The sequence below is a fragment of the Natronolimnobius baerhuensis genome (assembly GCF_002177135.1).
GTDB lineage: Archaea > Halobacteriota > Halobacteria > Halobacteriales > Natrialbaceae > Natronolimnobius > Natronolimnobius baerhuensis.
Genome location: NZ_MWPH01000002.1, coordinates 661624 through 683794, shown reverse-complemented (window position 1 = coordinate 683794; position 22171 = coordinate 661624). Strand labels below are relative to the sequence as shown.

General features: G+C 61.8%; 21 protein-coding genes. 11 read left to right on the top strand and 10 right to left on the bottom strand.

Annotated elements, in window-relative coordinates; genetic code table 11:
- Window positions 1-5: 5 nt before the first annotated feature.
- The 3 genes from B2G88_RS09715 to B2G88_RS09705 form a co-directional block, all read right to left on the bottom strand.
- Complete coding sequence (locus B2G88_RS09715; RefSeq protein ID WP_087714653.1) at window positions 6-902, bottom strand: aldo/keto reductase; 897 nt, start codon at window positions 900-902, stop codon at window positions 6-8.
- A 113-nt stretch (window positions 903-1015) separates the two neighbouring features.
- Window positions 1016-1426, bottom strand: coding sequence for a DUF7124 domain-containing protein (locus B2G88_RS09710; protein WP_054863151.1), 411 nt, complete (start codon window positions 1424-1426; stop codon window positions 1016-1018).
- 71 nt (window positions 1427-1497) lie between these two features.
- Window positions 1498-1734 (bottom strand): hypothetical protein, encoded by a 237-nt coding sequence (locus tag B2G88_RS09705; RefSeq protein ID WP_342744114.1) that lies wholly within the window; start codon window positions 1732-1734, stop codon window positions 1498-1500.
- 121 nt (window positions 1735-1855) lie between these two features.
- Between B2G88_RS09705 and artA the strand changes: the two genes are divergently transcribed.
- Window positions 1856-2929, top strand: a complete 1074-nt coding sequence (gene artA, locus B2G88_RS09700) for an archaeosortase A (protein ID WP_054863149.1) — start codon at window positions 1856-1858, stop codon at window positions 2927-2929.
- Window positions 2926-3648, top strand: a complete 723-nt coding sequence (locus B2G88_RS09695) for a metallophosphoesterase (protein WP_087714652.1) — start codon at window positions 2926-2928, stop codon at window positions 3646-3648. Before artA ends, B2G88_RS09695 begins: the two co-directional genes overlap by 4 nt.
- On the opposite strand, the gene B2G88_RS09690 is transcribed toward B2G88_RS09695, so the two are convergent.
- Window positions 3645-4400, bottom strand: a complete 756-nt coding sequence (locus B2G88_RS09690; RefSeq protein WP_087714651.1) for a CPBP family intramembrane glutamic endopeptidase — start codon at window positions 4398-4400, stop codon at window positions 3645-3647. The two genes, B2G88_RS09695 and B2G88_RS09690, sit on opposite strands and share 4 nt — an antisense overlap.
- 108 nt (window positions 4401-4508) lie before the next feature.
- Here B2G88_RS09690 and B2G88_RS09685 point away from each other — a divergent pair, with 108 nt between their 5' ends.
- Both B2G88_RS09685 and B2G88_RS09680 read left to right on the top strand, forming a co-directional pair.
- The gene (locus B2G88_RS09685; RefSeq protein ID WP_087714650.1) at window positions 4509-5381 is read left to right on the top strand and encodes a winged helix-turn-helix domain-containing protein; all 873 of its coding nucleotides are present in this window, start codon (window positions 4509-4511) and stop codon (window positions 5379-5381) included.
- A 34-nt stretch (window positions 5382-5415) separates the two neighbouring features.
- Window positions 5416-5823: a hypothetical protein gene (locus B2G88_RS09680; protein WP_087714649.1), complete on the top strand. Its 408-nt coding sequence runs from the start codon at window positions 5416-5418 to the stop codon at window positions 5821-5823.
- A gap of 13 nt (window positions 5824-5836) precedes the next feature.
- Here the strand turns inward: B2G88_RS09680 and B2G88_RS09675 are convergent, their stop codons facing one another.
- On the bottom strand, window positions 5837-7138 hold the full coding sequence (locus B2G88_RS09675; RefSeq protein WP_087714648.1) for an NAD(P)/FAD-dependent oxidoreductase: 1302 nt from the start codon (window positions 7136-7138) through the stop codon (window positions 5837-5839).
- 80 nt (window positions 7139-7218) lie between these two features.
- On the bottom strand, window positions 7219-7353 hold the full coding sequence (locus B2G88_RS09670; RefSeq protein WP_054863147.1) for a hypothetical protein: 135 nt from the start codon (window positions 7351-7353) through the stop codon (window positions 7219-7221).
- Window positions 7354-7465: 112 nt separating this feature from the next.
- Between B2G88_RS09670 and B2G88_RS09665 the strand changes: the two genes are divergently transcribed.
- Window positions 7466-8269 (top strand): N-acyl homoserine lactonase family protein, encoded by an 804-nt coding sequence (locus tag B2G88_RS09665; protein ID WP_087714647.1) that lies wholly within the window; start codon window positions 7466-7468, stop codon window positions 8267-8269.
- A 4-nt stretch (window positions 8270-8273) separates the two neighbouring features.
- On the opposite strand, the gene B2G88_RS09660 is transcribed toward B2G88_RS09665, so the two are convergent.
- The 3 genes from B2G88_RS09660 to gatB all read right to left on the bottom strand — a co-directional run bounded on the left by B2G88_RS09660 (window position 8274) and on the right by gatB (window position 11502).
- Window positions 8274-9296 carry an MBL fold metallo-hydrolase gene (locus tag B2G88_RS09660; RefSeq protein WP_054863146.1) on the bottom strand — a complete coding sequence of 341 codons (1023 nt, stop codon included), beginning with the start codon at window positions 9294-9296 and terminating at the stop codon, window positions 8274-8276.
- Between the two features lie 71 nt (window positions 9297-9367).
- A complete protein-coding gene (locus tag B2G88_RS09655; protein WP_087714951.1) occupies window positions 9368-9817 on the bottom strand; it encodes an ester cyclase in 450 nt (149 codons plus the stop codon).
- Window positions 9818-10011: 194 nt separating this feature from the next.
- Window positions 10012-11502: an Asp-tRNA(Asn)/Glu-tRNA(Gln) amidotransferase subunit GatB gene (gene gatB / locus B2G88_RS09650; RefSeq protein WP_087714646.1), complete on the bottom strand. Its 1491-nt coding sequence runs from the start codon at window positions 11500-11502 to the stop codon at window positions 10012-10014.
- 328 nt (window positions 11503-11830) lie between these two features.
- Here gatB and B2G88_RS09645 point away from each other — a divergent pair, with 328 nt between their 5' ends.
- From B2G88_RS09645 to B2G88_RS09635, 3 genes are all read left to right on the top strand, one after another.
- On the top strand, window positions 11831-12640 hold the full coding sequence (locus B2G88_RS09645) for a bacteriorhodopsin (protein ID WP_394335711.1): 810 nt from the start codon (window positions 11831-11833) through the stop codon (window positions 12638-12640).
- A 66-nt stretch (window positions 12641-12706) separates the two neighbouring features.
- The gene (locus B2G88_RS09640; RefSeq protein ID WP_087714950.1) at window positions 12707-13498 is read left to right on the top strand and encodes a lycopene cyclase domain-containing protein; all 792 of its coding nucleotides are present in this window, start codon (window positions 12707-12709) and stop codon (window positions 13496-13498) included.
- A complete protein-coding gene (locus B2G88_RS09635; RefSeq protein WP_054863145.1) occupies window positions 13491-14552 on the top strand; it encodes a Brp/Blh family beta-carotene 15,15'-dioxygenase in 1062 nt (353 codons plus the stop codon). Before B2G88_RS09640 ends, B2G88_RS09635 begins: the two co-directional genes overlap by 8 nt.
- Before the next feature lie 68 nt (window positions 14553-14620).
- On the opposite strand, the gene B2G88_RS09630 is transcribed toward B2G88_RS09635, so the two are convergent.
- Window positions 14621-16735, bottom strand: coding sequence for an AMP-binding protein (locus B2G88_RS09630; RefSeq protein WP_087714644.1), 2115 nt, complete (start codon window positions 16733-16735; stop codon window positions 14621-14623).
- A gap of 187 nt (window positions 16736-16922) precedes the next feature.
- On the opposite strand from B2G88_RS09630, the gene B2G88_RS09625 reads away from it, so the two are divergent.
- The 3 genes from B2G88_RS09625 (at window position 16923) to B2G88_RS09615 (ending at window position 22153) form a co-directional block, all read left to right on the top strand.
- Window positions 16923-17249, top strand: coding sequence for a DUF7518 family protein (locus B2G88_RS09625; protein ID WP_054863144.1), 327 nt, complete (start codon window positions 16923-16925; stop codon window positions 17247-17249).
- A 76-nt stretch (window positions 17250-17325) separates the two neighbouring features.
- Entirely contained in the window at window positions 17326-20898 is a 3573-nt protein-coding gene (smc, locus tag B2G88_RS09620) for a chromosome segregation protein SMC (protein ID WP_087714643.1), read from the top strand.
- Window positions 20891-22153: a segregation and condensation protein A gene (locus B2G88_RS09615; RefSeq protein WP_087714642.1), complete on the top strand. Its 1263-nt coding sequence runs from the start codon at window positions 20891-20893 to the stop codon at window positions 22151-22153. The genes smc and B2G88_RS09615 overlap by 8 nt, the downstream gene beginning before the upstream one ends.
- Window positions 22154-22171 lie beyond the last annotated feature (18 nt).

Below are 22171 nucleotides of genomic sequence, written 5' to 3'. Positions count from 1 at the left end.
GTTCGTTAGTGATGTAACTGCTCCGGCACCGGACTCTCGTCGTGGCGCGCCGCCTCGAGCAGCGACCGCTGTGTCTCCTCGGCCATACCGTCGTATCGACTGGCGGCATCGAGGACCATCGCGACGAGTTTCGGGTCGCCTGGCGAGACGACACTTGTCAGCCCCTGCGAGGCGGCAAAGTCGAAGCGCTCGCGGATCTCGTCGGGCCGATCAACAGGCTGATACCAGTTGCAGTATGGTCGGTCGGCTTCCGGCAGTTCGTCGGTCGAGGGCCAGGACCCCTTCGCGAAGGCTTTGATCCCGAGCGTGCCGATTCCCTCCTCGTTTGCTCGCTCGAGGACGGCCTCGTAGTCGTATTCGCTGTCGCCGTCGCCATCGCTTTTCGCCATCACGACGGGATTCAGCGGAAACATCACTGTCGCCAGATCATCGATTTGCTCGATAGCATCCAGAATCAGTCCCGGATCACCATGGCTCGTCAGGCCAATGTCGCCGATCAGTCCCTCATCCTGGGCGTCCCGAATCGCCGCCAGCGCGCCGTCGTCGCCCGTGATCTCCTCGAGTTCGGACTCATACTCGAGGCCGTGGATCTGGTAGAGATCGATGTGGTCGACGCCGAGGCGATCCAGCGAGCGCTCGAGTTTGTCGCGCGCGCCCTCGTAGTCGCGTTCTTGGGTCTTGCAGCCGAGATAGATCTCCTCGCGGTGCTGGCGGAGCTTCGGGCCGAGTTTGAGTTCGGCGTCGCCGTAGGTCGGGGCCACGTCGAAGTGGTTGACGCCGCGCTCGAGGGCGAGTTCGACGAGTTGATCCGCGCCTTCCTGCTCGAGCCAGTTGAGAGCAATCGCGCCAAAGGTTGCGACGGTACTCTCGTGGCCAGTCTGCCCCAGGTCACGTGTTTCCATACCTGTCACTTGGTGAGTAGCCACATAAATTCCAGTCTCGAGTCGTGTCAGCTGACGAGGTTGAGACTGCTATCGTTGTGTCTCAAGCCGCAAAACAATACAACGATCCGTCTTCAGGGCCAGTCGTCACGAACCGGTTCGGCGTCGTCTTCACCGTCATCAACACTTGCAGCCAGAATCCAGTCTGCTGCCTCCGCTGCGTCTTCGACGTCCAGATACTCCCAGTCGACCTGTTCGGCTAACTGTTCGTCCTCGTCGGTGACACCGACGTAGACGTAGCGGTCGGTCTGGAACTGGTCTTTGACACCCTCGAGACTCTCTGCTTTGCCCCGCGGGCCGGAGAAGAAATCCTGTCGGATGCGGTTTTTCCGCGTGAAATTCGTTACGACGTAGGTCGGTTTCTCTGAGACGACACCGATGTATTCGGTCCAGCCTCTGGCGTCTTCGAAGACGTTCTCGGGCGAGGCAACCTCTTTCAGTGCCTCGAGTTCGAACGCGAGGGTCATGTCACTACCGCCGTTCATGTCCGTAGGAACGAACGCACTGGGGAAAACGGCTTCGATACTGCCGGTTGGCTGGAACTGTCAGCGCCGCCTCAGCGTGCTTCGACCCGGAAGTAGTCGGTGAAGACTATGATTTCGCCTGGCTCGAGGCCACTCTCACCCGCTTGTAGTGGCACGTCCGCTGTGACCAACTCATAGAACGCTTCGAACGTCTCGGGGTTGAGCTCGTCGACGTGACGGATTGGGGCCGCTGTCGGTGCTGTATCGACGCGCTCGACGGTCAGCGAGCGACCTAGCGGTGTACCGGCGGACAGTTCACTGGAAGCCATGTTCATTGTTATCATAGCCCACAATCAACTTAACTGTTTCGCAGCGGTCCCCCACATCGTCGGTCTGTCGTCGCCAAGGCGTCAAGTTGATAGCCGACGCGTTCATGGGTTTTGCTTGAGTATGCCGTCTCCACTTTCGATGGCCGGGAGCCGCCCGGGCATCGGCCTCGAGCATGCCGGGCAGGTGGCGTTCGTGTCGGATCTCGGTATTGGATTCACGGACGCGCTTGCGTGGCTTGCGATTGGGTCGTTCCTGCTCGCGCTCGTGTTGCAGTGGCGAGACGAACGCGATCTGGCCCGCGGGACCGGCGCATTGGCATGGGTTCTGTTCGGCGTGTTTTGGCTGACGATGGTGCCGTACTACTACGGTGAGATACAGAGTCCCTTGCAGACGATTCTGGCGACGGTTGCGCTGCCGCTGTGTGCCTACGTCGGCTATCTGCTCTTTCAGGGTCGGGCCTCGCTGTTCGTGCTGACGAAAGCCGTTGCGCTCATGGGTGTGATCTACCTCCCCGTCGAGACGATTCCGATGGTCCGAACGTGGCTGATCGAGACGACGGCCGTCCAGACCCATTACGGCATGGAACTGTTCGGCCACAGCCCCGGCATCAACGAGGGCGCAAACGGCTATCAGAGCCGCTTTGACTTCGATCCCGACGAGACGGTCACCGGTCGCACGACCTACATTATCCTTGCCTGTACTGGCATCGGCAGCATGGCAATTTTCGGCGGACTCGTCGCCTCCGTCTCGGCACCGCTGAAGCGTAAACTGACCGCGTTTGCGCTCGCAATCGGCGTCATCTGGTTCCTCAACCTCGTCCGGAACGTCTTCATCGGCCTTGCCTCTCCCTGGGGCTGGTTCCAGCAGGACTGGCTTGTCTCCCTGATGACGACCTACATGGGCGCAGATCCCAACCGCGTCTCCTATCTGGTCGCCCACAACTACATCGCCCAGTCACTCTCCGTCGTCGCCCTCGTCGGCATCACCTACCTCGTCGTCAAAATCGTTCCCGAGGTGCTCGCCCCGCTCGAGGAAGTGCTCTACGTCCTGACCGGGACCGAGTACGACCTCTTTGACGCACTCGATAAGTCCGAGTTCCGTCCCGACGGCTACGGAACGGGAGCCGCCGGCGCAGAGACGGCCGCCGATGCGGACGCCAGCTCTGAGGACCCCGCCGACCCGCCGAAACAGTGACTCCCGCCGTCGATGTCGAGGTACCGTTTTCCCCGCTCGAGCGCGCTGCATACGTCCCGGCCGCCGACACCCTGCTTCTCGCCGACCTGCACCTCGGCCGCGCCGAGACCTCGCGCGTCGAGGCACCTATCGACGACGGTAGCGACGCACAGAACCGTCTCGCCTCGCTGCTCGCACAGACCGAACCGGACACGGTCGTCGTCGCCGGCGACCTGTTGCACGCGTTCGACCGCGTCCCGCTCAGGGTCGCCCGGGATCTCGAGGCCCTCGAGTCGACCATTGCTGAGGCCGGCGCGTCGCTGGTCGTCACGCCAGGTAATCACGATACGATGCTCGAGTCAGTGTTCGACGGCGAAACGAGTCCTGAATACCGACTCCCAGACGGCGAGACGGTCGTCTGTCACGGCCACGAAGAACCCACAATTTACGATGACGTCGAGCGTTACGTCATCGGCCACGACCATCCCGCACTCGCAATCGACGGCCGAAAGCGACCCTGCGTTCTCTACGGTCCCGGCGTCTACGACGGCGCGGACGTGCTCGTACTCCCCGCGTTCACGCGACTCGCCGGCGGCGCGACGGTCAACCGGATGCGCGCTCGAGACTTCCAGTCGCCGCTGGTGACCGACGCGGACGCGTTCTACCCGGCGGTCTGGGATGACGGGCAGGAAGCGCCGCTGTGGTTTCCGCCGCTGGGTGAGTGCCGTCGCTTTCTCTAGGCGAATGGAACTGCGCTGAGAAAGAGGACAGCGTTGAACGCGCCGTGGACCAGCGCTGGAACGACGAGTGTCCCCGTTCGTTCGTAGGTCACGCCGAAAATCGCGCCCATTACTGTGTAGTAGACGAGCATGTGGGCGATGACCGCGGCGGGGACCTCAAGCAGGAGGATCAGATAGAAGTGAAAGAATGCAAAGACGAAACTCGCGAGGCCAATGGCCGCGACCGGCCCGAACACCGCGCGTAGTCGACCCTGGATTACACCGCGAAAGAGAAACTCTTCGACGGGGCCGATGACTAGCAGCGACAACACTGCTCCGACGAGCACCATGGTCACTGATGAGGCGTTGTATCCCGAATATGCCGAGAAATGGGGCCACAACTCGAGGGAGGGAACCACTACGTCGCTGCTAACAAACGAGAGTGACACGGCGACAAGTCCGGCTACGAGCCCGGCAAAGGCAACGGCCAGTTCGTCTCGAGTTGGCCACCGAACTGACACGGTAATCGCCGGCCGGAACCATAGGTAGCCGACGCCAACGACGAGAAATGACAACTGCACCGCGAGCAGATTGAGTGCGAACGTCAGTCCATCACCGCCAATGAACTGCAACTGCACCGCAAGGAAACTGGCAGCGGTGTTCGCACCCACTGCTGCGACACTGAGCCCCGCGACGATAGCCAGCGCTCGAGTGCGCCCGGATCGGTCAGTTTGAGCGTCGATACCTCCACGCTGTTGGGTCGTTTCACCCATGGTCGAGCCGTTGGGAGCCGACTCAATAACTGTTACCTGTATGACATTTAAGTTGGGTGTTTGACAGGTTCCCAACGATTATTCGGACCGGGTGCGAGACGACAAGACGTGACTTCGGAATATTCCGTCCCCGACGACGCCTACGCGGCCCTGGGTGACGAAACGCGACTCGAGATCCTGTTCGAACTGGCCGACCATTACGACGAGGCGTGGGCGACCGGTTGGCTTTCGTTTTCCGCCCTCTACGACCTGGTCGACATCGATGATACGAGCCGGTTCAGCTACCACCTCGGAAAGCTTCAGGAGGAGTTCGTCGTCAAGGAACGCGAACAGTACCGCCCGACCATCGCCGCGCTCGAGGTCGTCACTGCGATCCGATCCGGGATCTACGCCGATGCGACGACTCGCGAGACGACTATCGACGCGTCTTGTCCCCACTGCGAAGCGTCGCTCCTCGCTCGCCATCACGAACACCTGCTGACGCTGTCCTGTCCCGACCACGGCGTCTCGATGGGGTATCCCGTCCCGCCAATCGCTGCATCTCACCAGTCCCTCGAGACGCTTGTCGACCTCGTGCTTCGACGACATGCGGCTCACGTCGACTCACTTCGTCGCGGCGTCTGTCCCTATTGTTGGGGACCAGCCACGTTCTCCTTTCCACACGAGTCGGTCCCCGAATTCACGCTCCAGTACGACACCGTCTACGCGAGAGCCGCCTGCGAGGCCTGCTGGATGTCGTACCCGATTCCGATTCCCGACTTACTCGTCTCCCATCCCGCTGTCCGCCACCTGTACGCCGCCCACGACCTCGAGCCGCCGGCGACCCAGCTCGGCTCGCTGTCGCTAGTCCAACTGAGCGATGTCGAACTTCTCGAGGATGGCAAAGCTAGGGTCACCATCTCGCTTAAGGAGACGACGCTTGTCGTCGATCTCGAGGAGAGTGGGGCAGTCGATATTTGTCAGCGTATCAGCCAATCATAAACTGTATTAGTGTTAACAGAAGAAAATTCCACGTATGCGTCTGTTGACCCCACCCTCGACGCTCTCCCAGCAGCATCGAACCGGCTGGGTGCTGGTCGCAACCGGTGTTGTCCTCGCGGTCGGGTTCACGGCCCTCAACATCACTGACGGGCACGCGTGGACGCGGCTACTCCCCGTCTTCCTCGTTGCAGGACTCATGGCTACTGCCGGCGCGTGGCAGGTCGTCGCCGCCCGCCGCGGACAGCTTCGATTCGACGAGCAGCGCCGTCACCGTCACTACCGGGCCGGCTACCGCGCGTTCGTCCTCATCGCGCTCGCTCTCATCGTGACCGCGGCGCTCGAGCCAGTCCCAGAGCCCGACCCCGCGAGCTACCTCCTCTTTGGGATGGGCGTCTTCGTTGTCCCCTCGCTGTCGACAGGCACCGTAGCTGACAGGCACTGACCACCCGTCCTCGCTATCCGGACAGATCCTCGAGCACTGCCTGCGCCGCCTGCCGGCCGCTTTCCATCGCGCCCTGGATCGACGACCAGCGGGTGTAGTCGCCAGCCAGATACACCGGCCCGTCGGGGTCACGCACGTCGGGCAACTGCTCGTAGATCCCCGGCGGCTGAGAAAACTGTGCGAAGTCGATCCGGTCGGTATGCAGGCGCTCGAGGCCATCGAACACACGCTCAGGGTACCACGAGGCGAGCGTCTCGCGAGTGAGATCCTCGAGTTCTTCGTCGCTTTCCTCACGTTCGCCGAGGTAGGTCGCACTGAGCAGCGTCTCGTCGTCGGGCGCGTACTCGGGGGCAACGGCGCTGTGTGGAACGACGTGGTTCGGCCCCTCCGCAGTCGCGTTCAACAGGAGGCGACGGTCGTTCTCGAACTCAGTCAGCCCGGGCAGGCGGTAGTACTGGGTCACGCAAGCCTGACTGTCGGTTGGGATTCCCGTCACATCTGTGAGTGCTGCTGCCGTCGGCGGATCGGTCGCGACGACGACCGCGTCGGCCTCGTACTCGGTTGCGTCGCCGTCAGTTACGCCCGTTACGACAGCCCCGCCATCCTCGCTCTCGACCGATTCGACCTCGAGGCCGGTCTCGAGCGTTGCGCCCTCCGTCCGCGCGTGGTCGGCGAGTTGGGTTGGAATCGCTTCCATTCCCGCCGCGGGGACGGCTATCGACCCCGACGCGAGCGCGCCGAACGTGTACTCGAAGACGCGACTCGAGGTTCCGAGCGTCCGGTCGAGGGTAATCCCGCCGTAGAACGGGCCAATAAAATTCTCGAGGAACTGCTCGGAAAAGCCCCGCTCGCGAAGGAACTGTGCAATCGTGGTGTCCGCGTCGTCGCGGTCGCCGGCGAACACCGCGGCTGGGTCGCGCCCGCGGAGGTCTCGCCACAGTGAGAGGACGCGATGTTTGTCCCCGAGCGTAATATCTGGGTTGAACAGCGTATCGAGTGCGGTTCGTGGCTCACGCAGCGGATCCGAAAGCGTCGAGCGATGGTTCGGCTTTGCGATTGTTGCCCCCGGAGAAAAGGGTCGGAGGTCGAGCGCCTCGAGGTCGAGTTCTCGCCTGACTGCTGGGTAGGCGGTAAACAGCACCTGAAAGCCCCGGTCGAAGCGATAGCCGTCGCGCTCGGTCGTCCGAACGCGGCCGCCAACCGTCTCGCGGGCCTCGAGAAGGGTCACGTCAACGCCGCCGCCAGCGAGATGCCGCGCTGTGACGAGTCCGGCCAGTCCTCCACCAACGATGACAACTTGGGGCGTCGACTCCATACGTGGCCTTCGTGGACCAGTCCTAAAAGCCGTCAACCTAACGGCTGTCTGAGAAGCACCGACTCGACCCTGCCTGATCGTTACAGATCGAACAGGAACCGAAGCGCGATTCCAGCGAGTATCGTGAGGATACCAGCTATCGTTGCAATCGGCGGGATCGGAATGAACAGGAAGACGACACCAACGAGGATGACGCCACTCGAGAGTCTGACCATACGGACACGTCACCGAGCTGTGGAATAGTGCTATGGCCGGCATTGCCAACTGCTCGAGAGCGAGGCCGGCCGAGACCGCCACTGACTATACAATCGTTGTCGAGTGTTCGCTATGGTCGATGCGAGTCTGACGCCGATTGAGCGCGGAACGATCACTGCCGACGTGAACAACCTCCGTGAGGGAGCGAGCCTCGCGACTGCGAGTGAACCGAACCCGGACGCCGAGGTAGAGACCGCGCCGGTGTACAACGTGGTGATCGACCACCCCGACGGAACGATCCTGTGGGACACCGGCTCCCATCCCGACGCGGCCGACGGTCACTGGCCCGCATCGCTGTACGACGCCTTCGAACACACCGGCCTGCGGCCGCTCGAGGACGACCTCGCCGACGCCGGCTACGCTATCTCTGAGATCGATTACGTCATCCAGTCTCACCTGCATCTCGATCACGCCGGCGGCCTCGAGACCTTCGCTGGGACTGAGACGCCGATTTACGTCCACGAACGCGAACTCAAATACGCCTACTACAGCGCGAAAACCGACGCCGCGGACGCCGATATCGCCTACCTCGCTGCGGACTTCGATCATGATCTCGAGTGGGAAATCGTCCACGGCGAGCGCGCACACGGGTTCGACGGCCTCGAGTTCGTCCGTCTCCCCGGGCACACACCCGGCTTGCTCGGCGTCGTCCTCGAACTCGAGGACGCGGGCGCAGGAACCGTGATTCTCGCTGGCGATCAGGCCTACACGCGGGCGAACTACGACGACGAACGGCCGATGGGCGGTGGCCTGCTCTGGAGCAAGCGCGACTGGTTTGAGAGCCTGCAACGAGTGCAGGATCTCGAGCGCCGACGGGACGCGACCGTCATCTGCGGACACGACGCGGACGACCTCGAGCGCCTACGCTCGCTTTAGGCGCTCACGTCGAATCGGTGATCGACGGCAACACCGCATCGAGGTCGACGCGCTCGAGGTCGACCGTCAGCCGGTACTCACCGCCCTCGAGGTCGAGAACTCCTTCCTGAGAGAGATGATCCAGGTGGGCGTACGCCTCGCCCGGTCCGTGGAAAATGTGGATTCCCTCGAGATCGCCAAAGAGGTGGGCGCTGACCGTCCACGGATCCGCCGGCCCGTGATCGGCGAGCACCTCGAGGACGTTTTCGGTCCGCTCGCGGTGGTGGGCGGCGATCGTTCGCGCGCGCTCGCTCGGCTCCTCGATCGGGTCGCGATGGCCGGGCCAGACGCGGTCGTAGTCGCGTACGACGAGTCGCTCGAGCGTGTCGAGATACTGCTCGAGCGGGCGCTCGACCCGAACATCTGCGCCGCCGACGTTCGGCGTGTAGACCGGCAGGATGGTGTCGCCGACGAACGCCTCGGTGGCGTCGCTTTCAGCGCCGTCCGAAATCTCGAACCAGCACAGTCCCGCTGCGTGACCCGGCGCATGCACCGTCTCGAGTCGGTGCCCGCCGACCTCGAGCACGTCGCCGTCTTCGATCGGCGTCACGTCTGCGGGCTCGCCCTGGATTCCATCTGCGGCCTCGAGAAAGGCGAGTAGTTCCGCTTTTGGGGCAGCGGGAAGGCCCCACTGCTCGAGGGCGTCGCGGCGGCGCTGGTCGAAGGCCGCTGTGGCGTCTGTGTCCTGTGCGACGAGGGGCGCGTCGGCCGCGTGGACGTACACTGTCGCATCGCTTTCGGCTTGAATCTCGCCGGCCAGTCCGCTGTGGTCGGGATGAAAGTGAGTGAGCACGATGGCATCAATATCCGCAAACTCGTAGCCGCGTTCGGCCAGTCCCTCGCGGAGGTCGGCCCGACAGTCTGGCGTTGCAATGCCGGTGTCGACGAGCGCGAGCGAACCGCCATCGCCGTCTGCGCTGTCGCCGGCGAGGACGTAGGTGTTGTTGTTCCCCTCGAACTCCTCGTTACCCAGCGTGATCCGGTCCATATCGGACCCCCACTCGTCACTCGCCCATAATTCGCGGGGTCATTCGATCGGAGTTTCCGCTACCGGATAGATTACGCTGGATCGGCGCTCTCGCCGAGATCCTCAAGCGGAGGGACGACACCGAGTTCCTGAAACAGCCCCAGCGCGTCGTAACTCGTCCACATTTCGGCGATTTGTTCGTCTTCGATTCGATACATTTCCATGCCCGAAACGGAGACCTGGTCACCGGTTGGTTCCAGGCCCATGAACTCGCCGTCGTGAGTGCCGTGTGCGGTGTATCGCAGTGCGACGGTATCGTCCTCGGCAAGTACGTGTTCGACCTCGTATTCCACGTCCGGGAACGCCTCCCGATAGGCTTCGACGTACGCTCTGTACTCGTCTCGCCCCTTCGAGTCGTCAGCCGAAGACGGATCGTGCAGGACGAAATCCGCCGCGAAGATCTCGTCTATCGTCTCGAGGTTGCCCTCCGTCCATACCTCCTCCGGATCTCGTCGAACGAGTGCTATCTTATCTGTCGCCATTGTGATCACCATCGGTCACCGTTCGGGTCGCCGACTCGGACTCACCCGCGTTGCCTCCATCGGCCCTCCAGAACGGCGCGCATTCTACCACGAATACACCCTAAAAGTAACACGCTGCCTGTGCCGCTGCGAATGTCTCTGTGAAGAAAACCGAAACCCACCTCTCTCGTTGGTTCGGACGGCGTCGCTTGGTTCTACTCCTCGAGTTCGGCGCGCAATAACTGGTTCACGTCACCGGGATCTGCGCTCCCGCCGGTCTTTTGCATGACCTGGCCGACGAGGAAGTTGATCGCGCCGTCGTCGCCGGATTCGTAGTCGTCGACAGCGTCTGGGTTCTCGTCGATTGCGTCGACAACGGCCTGCTGGACCTCGCCTTCGTCGGTCTTGCCCAGATCCTCGGCCTCAACGATGTCGTCCGGTTCCGCGTCGTCATCAAGCATCCCGCGAAGCACCGTTTCGCGGGCGTTTTTCGCCGTAATCTCGTCCGTCGCGACGAGTTCGACAAGGCGGGTAACCTCCTCGAGTCGACCCTCGAGGTCCGTAATTTCCATGTCGCGGTAGTTGAGTTCCCCGAGCAGGTTGTCCGCGACCCACGTCGCGGCGAGGTCGGGGTCGAACTCGCTGGCGATGTCCTCGTAGAAGTCTGCGACCTGCTTCGTCGAGGTGAGTTTCGAGGCGGCTTCCTCGCTCAGGTCGTACTCGTCCTGGAAGCGCTCGCGTCGCGCGGAGGGCAGTTCCGGAATGTCGATCTTGTCTTTCCAGCCCGAAACGCGAAGCGGCGGGAGATCAGCCTCCTCGAAGTAGCGATAGTCTTTTTCCTCCTCTTTCGAGCGCATCGAGACTGTGATCCCACGACTCTCGTCCCAGTGGCGGGTCTCCTGTTCGACTGCACGGCCGCGCTGGATGGCGTTTTTCTGGCGGGTTTCCTCGTACGCCAGCGCTTTTTCCGCTCCTTTGTGACTCGAGATGTTCTTGACTTCCGTTCGGTTGGCGGCCGCGAGCGCGTCCGCGCCGATCTCGTCGACGTCGTTGCTCTCGATTTCGTCTTCCGGAATTATCGAGAGGTTGGCGTCGATCCGCAGGCTGCCGTCGCGCTCGGCGTTGAACACGCTCAGGTACTCGAGCACTTCCTCGAGTTCGTCGAGGAACGCACGGACTTCGTCGGGACTGCGGAAGTCGGGTGCGGTGACGATTTCCATCAGCGGCGTCCCCGCGCGGTTGTAGTCGACCAAGGTGTAGTCGGCAGTGTCGATTCCGCCGCCGACGTGTTGGAGGCTTCCCGGGTCCTCCTCGAGATGGGCGCGCTCGACGGTAATCGTTCGGCGCTCGCCCTCGACCGAGACCTCGAGTTCTCCTTCCTGACAGATCGGCTCGTCGTATTGGGTAATCTGGAAGTTCTTGGGCAGGTCGGGGTAGTAGTAATTCTTCCGATGGAAGCGGGTCTCTTCGGGGATGTCGGCGTCGATGGCCTTGCCGATTTTGACGGCGGCCTCGACGGCCCCTTCGTTCAGGACGGGCAACGCGCCGGGCAATCCGAGACAGACCGGACAGACGTTCTCGTTTGGCTCGTCGGTCTGGTCAGTCGAGCAGCCACAGAAGATTTTCGTGTCAGTCTCCAGTTGGACGTGGACCTCGAGGCCGATGACGGTCACGAGGTCGCCCTGCTGGACGGTCTGGGCAGTCATTGCACCACGATTCGGGCTGGTGGGGGTAAAACGTAACGGGACGAGCGCGAGACTTGCAACTCAGTTTGGCCCTCATGACTGCATCCGCTCAGCCTGCTGTTGTGCAGCCCTTTCCTCATGTTCCCAGGTGAAAGAAGCGATGGTGCGGGGACGGCTGATGCCCCTGTCTCCCCCCATTCGAGTCCACATATCTGATCGCGATCCCTGTATTCGCTGGTGACGATACCTTACCAGTATGGAACGTTGTTCTGGTCGGTTGGGTCCCCAATCTGACAACGAACTCATGAATACGATCAGTTTACTGGCAGCGACCGGACAGGACAGTTTGATGCAGACACCCGAAACCCAGCGAGAGATCTTCGAGTTCGTGCTTGACGATACGCTACTCACGCTCTCGTTTGTGTCGAATATCGCCCTTGCGGGCCTGACGATTCTTTTTATTGTCGCGATGGCCCGGGGGGTTACTGACCCACGCGCGAAACTGATTATCGTTGCAACGATGCTGATCTCGGTGGTCTCGATCTCGAGTTACACGGGCCTCATGTCGGGGCTGACGTTGAGTTTCGTCGAGATGCCCACCGGGCATCCTCTCGCGGGCGATGAAGTACTCACGATGTGGGGTCGGTACCTCACTTGGGCGTTCTCGACGCCGTTCATCCTGATTGTCCTCGGAATGATCGCTGGCTCGAATTTGACGAAGATCACGACGACGGTCGCGATGACAATCGCGATGTGTGTCACCGGCCTCGCTGCGGCACTGACCACGTCCTCGTACCTCATGCGCTGGTGGTGGTTCGTGCTCAGTACGAGTTTCTTCCTGGTGATCGTCTACGTCATCATGGTTGACTGGAGCCGCGAATCTGAACGGACCGGGACCGCGGACCTGTTTAACACGCTGAAGATACTCACCGTCGTCGGCTGGTTCGGCTACCCAGTCCTCTGGGCGCTCGGCGTCGAGGGCTTTGCCCTACTCGAGGTCTGGATGACCTCCTGGGGCTACAGCGTGTTGGACATCATCACGAAGTACATCGTCACCGTGCTGATCGTGCTGTACGCCGTCAACGAACCCGACACGATCACCGCCGACGCCGACTACGGCTCCACGCTGAGGGGCGTTGGTGTCCCCGCCGATGACTGATAGGGACTGTGACCTTGTACTCGTGTGGGAGTGTTCTGTTACCAGTTCTACCATCAGTTTCCGACGATGACGCCCCTGTTGACGTACCTGCAGTTTCACCTCGTGTTCACCATACCGCCGATCCTCGTCCTCGGCTGGCTAGCAATTCGGCGCAACCGGGCGCGGTGGGACCGCGGGGCAGCCTCCGGGCTTGTTATTCTCGTCTTCCTTGCAGTCGCCTACACCACCCCCTGGACGAACGCCATGGTCCCCGAAGGCGTCTGGTGGTACGGCGAGGGGGCCGTTCTCGCGACGATCTGGCACACGCCGCTCGAGGAGTACCTCTTTTTCATCCTCCAGACAACGCTGACGGCGTGCTGGCTGTTCCAGTTTCTGGAGGTCTCCGATATGTCACTTCGGCTTCCCGCGAGCCATCGGATCGCCGGCGTGCTGGCCGGGCTAGGGATCTGCGCCGCCGGGTGGGTGCTGCTGGGAACGACGGCGACGTTCTACCTCGGCTCAATCCTCTTCTGGGCTGGCCCGATTCTCGCGATTCAGTGGGGGTTTGGTCTCACCTATCTCCTCCGGGAGCGCCGGCAGGTACTGCTCGCGGTTGGCATCCCGACTCTCTACCTGTGGGTCGCCGACTGGATCGCCATCTCGCTCGGAATCTGGATGATCTCTGACGCGCACACAATCGGGATCGGACTCGCCGGCCTCCCGCTCGAGGAAGCGCTGTTTTTCCTCGTGGCGAACGTGTTCGTCGTGCAAGGGCTCGTCCTGTATGTTTGGGTGCTCGACCGACGTGGCGAACTCGCTGCAGTGCCGACGGTGCGTCGTCTCCTAAACCGATTCATCGCTCACTCAACTGATGGCTGACGAGTCGACTGGCGTTCGATCCGGCACTCCGACCGAGCCAACTGGCTCGCAAGCGCTCGCAGCGAGGATTACCGTTGTCGGTGGAGCGCTCGCCATCGGCGGTGGCGTAGCTGTCACCGCCCTCACCGGATCCCTGCCGCGATCACTCCAGTTGCTCCCGCTGGCAGCGAGCATCCTCATTCTCGGAGTCCCCCACGGTGCCGTCGACCACCTCGTCCTCCCCCGCGCCCGGGGCGAGCGGGTTACCCGCGGTGACCTGGCGTTCGTTGGCGTTCTCTACCTCGTCGTCGGATCGTTGTACGCCGCGGTTTGGTTTCTCGCTCCGGCCGTCGCGTTCACGATCTTCATCGGTATCACGCTCGCTCACTGGGGACAGGGTGATGTCTACACGTTAGTCGAACTCGCGAGTGCTTCCCACCTCGAGACGCGATCCATGCGCATCCTGACCGCACTCGTCCGGGGTGGTCTCCCAATGTTGGTCCCACTAATCGCGTTTCCCGCGGAGTACGCGTTCGTTGCCAGCGCGCTGATTGACTTGTTCGATCCCGCAGCCGCGGCGGCACTGGACCCGATTTTTGCGACGACGACGCGTCTCGCCGTCGCCGTCGGATTTGGTACTTTGGTTGTCTTTACGCTCGCGAACGGGTTTCTCGTCGCAGACGACCGCGGCCCGTGGGTGATCGACGCGGTCGAGACGCTCGCCCTGCTCGCGTATTTCGCCGTCGTGCCACCGCTTCTCGCAATCGGTTGCTACTTCGCGCTGTGGCACTCGCTCAGGCATGTGGTCCGGGCGATGCTGCTTGACGACCACGCACGGGGAGCGGTAGCACGGCGGGATCTGCCGGTCGCGTTTGGCCGGTTCGCGAGGGATGCTGCGCCGTTAACCGCTGGCGCAGTGCTCGTCTTCGTCGCGCTCGGATTCTCGATTCCGGCGACGCCAGCGACGCTCGCGGACGTGATGGGGATCTACCTCGTCGGCATCGCGGTCCTGACGCTCCCGCACGTGATCGTCGTAACGCTCCTCGATCTCGAGGTGGGCCTCTGGTCGCCATGAGAGCGGCGATCCATCGCTGCGTTCGGCGTCATCTCGCATCCAGACTCTCGAGCAGAGACACGAGTGTCTTATCGCGCGTCCTCGAGTTTGTCGAGCACGTCCGGATTTTCGATACTGCTCACATCGCCGAGGGCCTCGCCCGTGTACGTGGCCTCGAGTGCGCGACGGACTATCTTCCCGGACTGTGTTTTCGGGAACGCATCGACGAACAGGATCTCGCGTGGGCGGAACGGCTTGCCTAACTCTGCGCCGACCTGCTCGCGCAATTCGGCTCGCAAGTCGTCGGATTCCGCGCGCTCGTCCTCGAGAATGACGTATGCGACGACTGCGGTACCGGTCGTCTCGTCCGGTGCGCCGATGGCAGCGGCCTGATTGACCGCGTCGTGGTCGATGAGTGCCCCTTCGACCTCTGCGGGGCCGACTTTGCGTCCGGCGACGTTCAGCGCGTCGTCGGCGCGGCCGTGGAGGAACCAGAAGCCATCCTCGTCTTTCTGCGCCCAGTCACCGTGGTCCCACAGCCCGTCCCAGGTCGACCAGTACTCCTCGAGATAGCGCTCGTCGCCCGACCACAGGCTCTTGGTCATCGAGGGGCAGGAATCTCGAGCGACCAGAAAGCCGCGCTCGTGGTCGTCTTCGACGGACTCCCCCGCGGCGTCGACGATGTCGATGTCCATGCCGAGTCCCGGCCCGCCGAGCGTACAGGGTTTCAGTGACTGAATGGGCATCGGCATCAGAAAACAGCCACAGATCTCCGTGCCGCCGGAGATGTTGATGATCGGGCACTCGCCGCCGCCGACGTGCTCGTAGAACCAGCACCAGGATTCGGGGTCCCAGGGCTCGCCGGTCGAGCCGAGGATGCGGAGTGAGCTGAGGTCGTGACCCTCGAGCCACTGATCTTCTCCGACTCCGTCGGAGCCGGATGGCTCGTCAGACGTCGTTTGACGCTCGCCGTGCTTTCTGAGCGCCCGAATCGCGGTTGGGGAGATGCCGAACTGCGTGAGTTTGTGCCGGTCGATCATCGCCCAGAGGCGGTCCGGTTCTGGGTAGTCCGGCGCGCCCTCGTACATGAAGACGGTGCCGCCGACGGTGTGCGTCCCGATCAGCATCCACGGCCCCATCATCCAGCCGATATCAGAAAGCCAGAAGAACCGATCCGCGGGTTTGAGATCCATCCCAAAATAGACCTCCTTCGCACACTGGACCTGCACGCCAGCGTGCGTGTGGACGATTCCTTTCGGTTTGCCCGTGGTGCCCGACGAATAGAGCAGCATGGACTCCTGACTCGAGGGGAGCGATTTCGTCTCGTAGTCGATGTCGGCGGTTTCGACGGCGTCGGCCCACCACTCGTCGCGGCCGTCGCTCCAGGGGATTTCGTGTTCGCTGTGCTCACGGGTCGTTCCTCCCCGTTCGCGATCCGAGGCACGTCGTGCCTCGCTACCAAGTCGGTCGAAGACAACCGTGTGCTCGACGTCCCCTGCCTGCGCGATTGCCTCGTCCGCTGTCGACTTGAGAAAGACGGGATCGCCACGCCGGTAGAAGCCATCACCTGTAAAGAGAACCGAGCACTCGGCGTCTGCAAGTCGCGTCGCGACCGCGTCGACGCCAAACCCTGAGAAGATCGGCACCGCAATTGCGCCGACTTTGAAACAGCCGTAGAGAATCGAGACGACTTCCGGCACCATTGGCATGTAGAGGCCAACGGTGTCGCCCGTCTCGATCCCTCGCTCCTCGAGTGCGTTCGCGACCTGATTCGCCTGCCGGTGGAGGTCGTGATAGGTCATCTCTCGAACGTCGCCGTCTTCGCCCTCCCAGATGGTCGCGACCGCGTTCCGGCGTTCCGACTCGAGGGCAGCGTGGCGGTCGCAGACGTTATGTGCGACGTTGAGTTCGCCGCCGGGATACCAGTCCGTAAACTGCGGGCCGTCACTGTCGTCCCGGGCCTCGTCGTACGCCTCGTAAAAGTCAATCTCGAGATAGTCGACGACGGCGTCCCAGAACCAGTCGACACCCGACGCCTCGAGGCCGTCCACCTCGCCCGTCGTTCGCTCGATTAACTCGTCGTAGTCGTCGATGTCGTATTTTTGCATGAAGTCGGCGACGTTCGCCGACTCGACGAACTCGCGGTCGGGTTCGTGGACGACCTCGTCGACAGCCTCGAGGCCGGTGTCGCTGTGGGCTGGCATGGTCTTCCGTGTGTTCCTCATCCACAACCATCAAACGACAGGTCGACTGTGTGCGGACGAGAACAGGGCCGACAGCGCTCGCTTGTCTCTTCGGCCAATTGTTCGCGGCTGTACCCACTCTCCGAATGACAGGAACAATACCATTGTCTGACGTACGTTTATGGTTCCGGATACTGGGCTAGCGTGTATGTCGAACAATCGCGTCGAGCAGCTCGAATCGACGGTCGCGGAACTCGAGTCGACGGTAGAGGGTCTCACTGACGAGCTTATCGAGGCAAAAGAGCGCATCCGCGTTCTCGAGGCAGAACTGGATGCCGAGACGCCTACTCGAGTGCCCGAGCGCCGTCGCCAAGAGGAGACGGTCGACGCTGGTGAGCAGGCAGACGAAGAGGCCACTGCGGAGACGCCGGAAGCCGCGCCCGACGACGTAGCCAAAGCAGCCGCCGACGCTGAGGAGGACGCAACTGGTGACGAAGCGGAAGACTCAGGTAGCGACGACATCATTGTCGCATAACTGCGCGGCTGGACCACTGCGGGGTATCGATCTCTCTCCCCCAGCCCGGCCGTAGAACGGAGGTCTCGAGAAGAGAATGTATATTAAGGCAGTCGTTCTGGACAATTTCAAGAGCTTCGGTCGGAAGACAAAGATCCCGTTCTACGAGGATTTCACGGTCGTTACCGGCCCGAACGGTTCTGGAAAGTCCAACATTATCGATTCGATTCTCTTCGCGCTTGGACTCGCTCGAACTCGCGGGATTCGCGCGGAGAAGCTGACAGATCTTATCTACAACCCGGGTCACGAGGACGACAGCGATTCCGGCGGTCCACGTGAAGCAATCGTCGAGGTCATCCTCGACAACAGCGATGGCACCCTCGACAGGTCTCAGGTGATCAACGCCGCGGGTAGCGAGGACGTCGGCGACGTCGACGAAATTCGTATCCGCCGTCGCGTCAAACAGACTGAAGACAACTACTACTCCTACTACTATCTGAACGACCGCTCGGTCAACCTCTCCGATATTCAGGACTTACTCGCACAGGCCGGCGTCACGCCGGAAGGTTACAACGTCGTCATGCAGGGCGACGTGACCGAAATCATCAACATGACGCCGTATGCGCGTCGTGAAATTATCGACGAAATCGCAGGCGTCGCCGAGTTCGATGCGAAAAAAGAAGACGCATTCGGCGAACTCGAGATCGTCGAAGAACGGATCGACGAGGCCACACTCCGCATTGAGGAGAAACGCGACCGACTCGGTCAACTCGAGGACGAGCGCCAAACTGCACTGCGCTATCGCCGTCTGCGCGACGAAAAAGAGGAATACGAGGGCTACAAGAAAGCCAGCGAACTCGAGGAAAAACGCGAGGAACTCGCTGCGGCCGAAGACGCCGTTTCCGACCTCGAGACCGACCTCGAGGACCTCCAGCGCGAACTCGACGAACGCCAGGGAACACTCGTGCGGTTACAGGAGGACCTCGAGGACCTAAACGCCGAAATCGAGCGCAAAGGCGAGGACGAACAGCTACGCATCAAAAGCGAAATTGAGGAGATCAAAGGCGATATCTCCCGTCTCGAGGACAAAATCGAAGCCAGCGAGGACGCAATCGACGAGGCCGAATCCAAGCGCCGCGAGGCGTTCGTCCAGATCGACCGCAAACAGGAGACGATTGACGAGCTCGCAGACGAGATGCGCGAGCACAAACTCGAGAAGGCCTCAATCAAATCTGAGATTCAAGAACGCGAGGCCGAAAAAGCGGATCTCGAGGCCGAAATCGACGCCGTCGACACTGAGTTCGATGAACTCAAAGCGGACCTTTCGGATCGGAAAGACGACTTAGAGGAGGCCAAAACAGCAAAGAACGACCTCCAGCGCGAGCAGGATCGACTACTCGATGAGGCTCGGCGGCGTTCAAATGAGATCAGCGAGAAAGAGTCGACCATCGAACAGCGCCGCGAGGAGATTCCCGACCTCGAGAACCACAAGAGCGACCTCGAGCGCGAACTCGAGAAGGCTCAAAAGAACCAAGCGAGCATCGCGGATGTCGTCGACGACCTCAAAAGCGAGAAGCGCCGGCTCCAGTCGGATGTCGACGAGTTAGATGACGAAATTCAGGCAAAACAACAGGAGTACGCCGAACTCGAGGCGAACGCAGGCGAGAGCGGCGATTCCTCCTTTGGCCGGGCGGTGACGACGATTCTCAATTCAGGAATCGACGGCGTTCACGGCGCAGTCGCCCAACTCGGGACGGTTCCGGGCGAGTACGCCGTTGCCTGTGAGACGGCAGCGGGTGGCCGGCTCGCGAACGTGGTCGTCTCCGACGACGTGATCGGACAACAGTGTATCGACCACCTTAAATCGCGCAACGCGGGCCGGGCGACGTTCCTGCCGATGACGGACATGCACAAGCGTCGGCTCCCGAATGCGCCGACCGATCCGGGCGTCGTCGACTTCGCGTACAATCTGGTCGATTTTGACAGCCAGTACGACGAGGTCTTCTCGTACGTGCTCGGCGACACGCTCGTCGTCGAAGACATCGAGACCGCCCGCTCGTACATGGGCGACTACCGGATGGTCACCCTCGATGGCGACCTCGTCGAAAAGAGCGGGGCGATGACCGGCGGCTCCGGTGGCGGCTCGCGTTATTCCTTTACCGGCGGCGGCGAGGGCCAACTCGAGCGCGTCGCGAAACAGATCACCGAGTTACAGGACGAACGCGCGTCGCTGCGCGATGACCTGCGCGATGTCGAGGGCCGACTCGACGACGCTCGAGACCGCAAAACGGACGCCGCCGACGAGGTGCGCTCCATCGAAAGCGAGATCGAGAGCCTCGAGACCAAGCGCGACTCCATCGAGGACGAAATCGAGACACTCGAGGACGAACTCGAGGAGTTAGAGGACGACCGCGAATCCGTCGACGACCGGATGAACACGATTTCGAGCGAGATCAACGAGAAAACCGCCGTCATCGAGGAGATCGAAGCCGATATCGACGACCTTGAGTCCGAACTCGCGGATTCGAAGATTCCGGAATTGACGGCACAGATCGAGGACCTTCAGCACGAGATTGACGAGCGCGACAACAAAATCGATGACCTCGACGGCACACTCAACGAACTCGAACTCGAGAAGGAGTACGCCGAGGACGCGGTCGACAGCCTCCACGACGATATCGAGGACGCCCAGAACAAGACGGCCGAACATGAAGACCGCATCGAGGAATGTGAGGCGGCTATCGAGGACAAAGAAGCCGATCTTGAGGACAAACGCGAAGCCGTCGCAGAACTCGAGGACGAACTCACCGAACTCAAAGCGGACCGGAGTGAGCTTCGTGAGGAACTCGAGGACGCACGGACGAAACGCGACCAGCAACAGGAACGGGTCAACGCCGTCGAGAGTAAACTCGAGACCAAACGCGAGCGAGCGCAGGACTTAGAGTGGGAGATCGAGGGTCTCGAATCTGAAGTCGGCGACTACGACCCCGAAGACGTCCCGGATCACGAGACCGTCCTCGAGATGATCGACCTGCTCACTGCGGATATGGAGGCGATGGAGCCGGTCAACATGCTCGCAATCGATGAGTACGACGAGGTTCGCGAGGATCTCGAGGAGTTAGAGGAGGGCAAGGCGACACTCGTCGAGGAAGCCGAGGGGATCCGCGACCGGATCGAACAGTACGAAACCCAGAAGAAACAGACGTTTATGGACGCCTACGAGGAGATTTCGTCGCACTTCACCGAGATCTTCGAGAAGCTGTCGGAGGGGACCGGGACGTTGCACTTGGAAAACGAGGACGATCCATTTGACGGCGGGCTGACGATGAAGGCCCAACCAGGCGATAAGCCGATTCAGCGCCTCGATGCGATGTCCGGCGGGGAGAAGTCACTGACCGCGCTGGCGTTCATTTTCGGGATTCAGCGCCACAACCCAGCGCCGTTTTACGCACTGGATGAGGTCGATGCGTTCCTCGATGCGGTCAACGCCGAGCGAATCGGTGAGATGGTCGAAGAACTCGCAGGGCAGGCCCAGTTCGTCGTGGTGTCACACCGTTCAGCGATGCTTGATCGCTCCCAGCGCGCTATCGGTGTCACGATGCAACAGGACAACGTGAGCGCGGTCACCGGGATCGATTTGAGTAGTGAAGAGGTGCCTGCTGATGACTAGCGAGGAGGCCGCGGAGTCGAAGACGACAGCGGCCTCCTCGACAAAAGCGAGCGGCGAAGCCGCGAGCAACGAGGGATCCGAGGAGCCGAAGGCGACGACGGATTCCTCGGAAACGCGAACGGGGAGCGATGTGAACGGAGAGCGTGAGCGATCCGTGAGCGAAGTAACCCGTGAGCAACGGGAGCCGCTACGCGACTCCAAACGCTCGAGCGAAGCGCACCACCACACGCGACGGAACGACTCGAGAGCGCGCAAGACCCAGAACCGAGCCGACTTCTATCGCACTGTCCGAACTGACGGCGGTGACGACATTCCGCTGAATATCGCTGGCCACGAGGACCGAGAGCCGCCGGGATCGGACTCGAGTTCGGCTGGCTCCAGCGGGGATACTGGGACCGTCCTCGAGTTCTCGGAATCAGAGTCGGAGTCCGACACGGACGACGATGACGACGAAGTCGAACCCGTTGAACTCCTCGTGCAACTCGCCGAAGAGGGCGAGATTGATCCCTGGGATATCGACATTGTCCAGGTGACGGATCGATTTCTCGAGGCGTTAGACGATGCTGATCTCCGAACCTCGGGCCGGGCGCTGTTTTACGCGAGCGTCCTCTTGCGGATGAAAAGCGACGAACTGTTCGCGACGGACGAACCCGAAGAGGAGGAACTGCCGCCGTGGGAAGCCCCCTTCGCGGACGACCCCGTCGAGCCGATGGACGGCGACGACGGTGGGCCACCGGGATTCGACCCCGTCGAGAGCCTCGAGGCGGAGATGGACCGTCGCCTCGAGCGCAAGCAGGCCCGCGGGAAGCCCGAGACGCTGGATGAACTGGTTCGGGATCTTCGCAGCGCCGAACGCGGCTCGTGGTGGAAGGAATCGCGCAGTTACGATACGAGTAACTCGCCGAGTGGCTACGACCGGGGGATGCAGGAACTGAGCTATCACGCCGAGGATCAGTTCCGCGTCGACGACGAACCGACGAGCGACGACGTAACGCATACGACTCACTCAGAGGATATCGAGACCGTCATCGACGACGTCGACGCGGTGCTCGAGGAACACTACGAGAACGGCCGCGACGAGGTTCTGTACGCCGAAATCGACGAGGTTGGTGGGACGCGCGTGATGACGTATCTCGGCTTACTTTTTCTTGCCCATCGCGGCCGACTCGAACTCGAGCAGGACGAACTATTTGGGGACCTCTGGATTCAGCGGGTCACACTCGAGTCGGAGCCGGACGAAGCGATTGCCGACTGAGGCTGGGGTGTGCCGGTC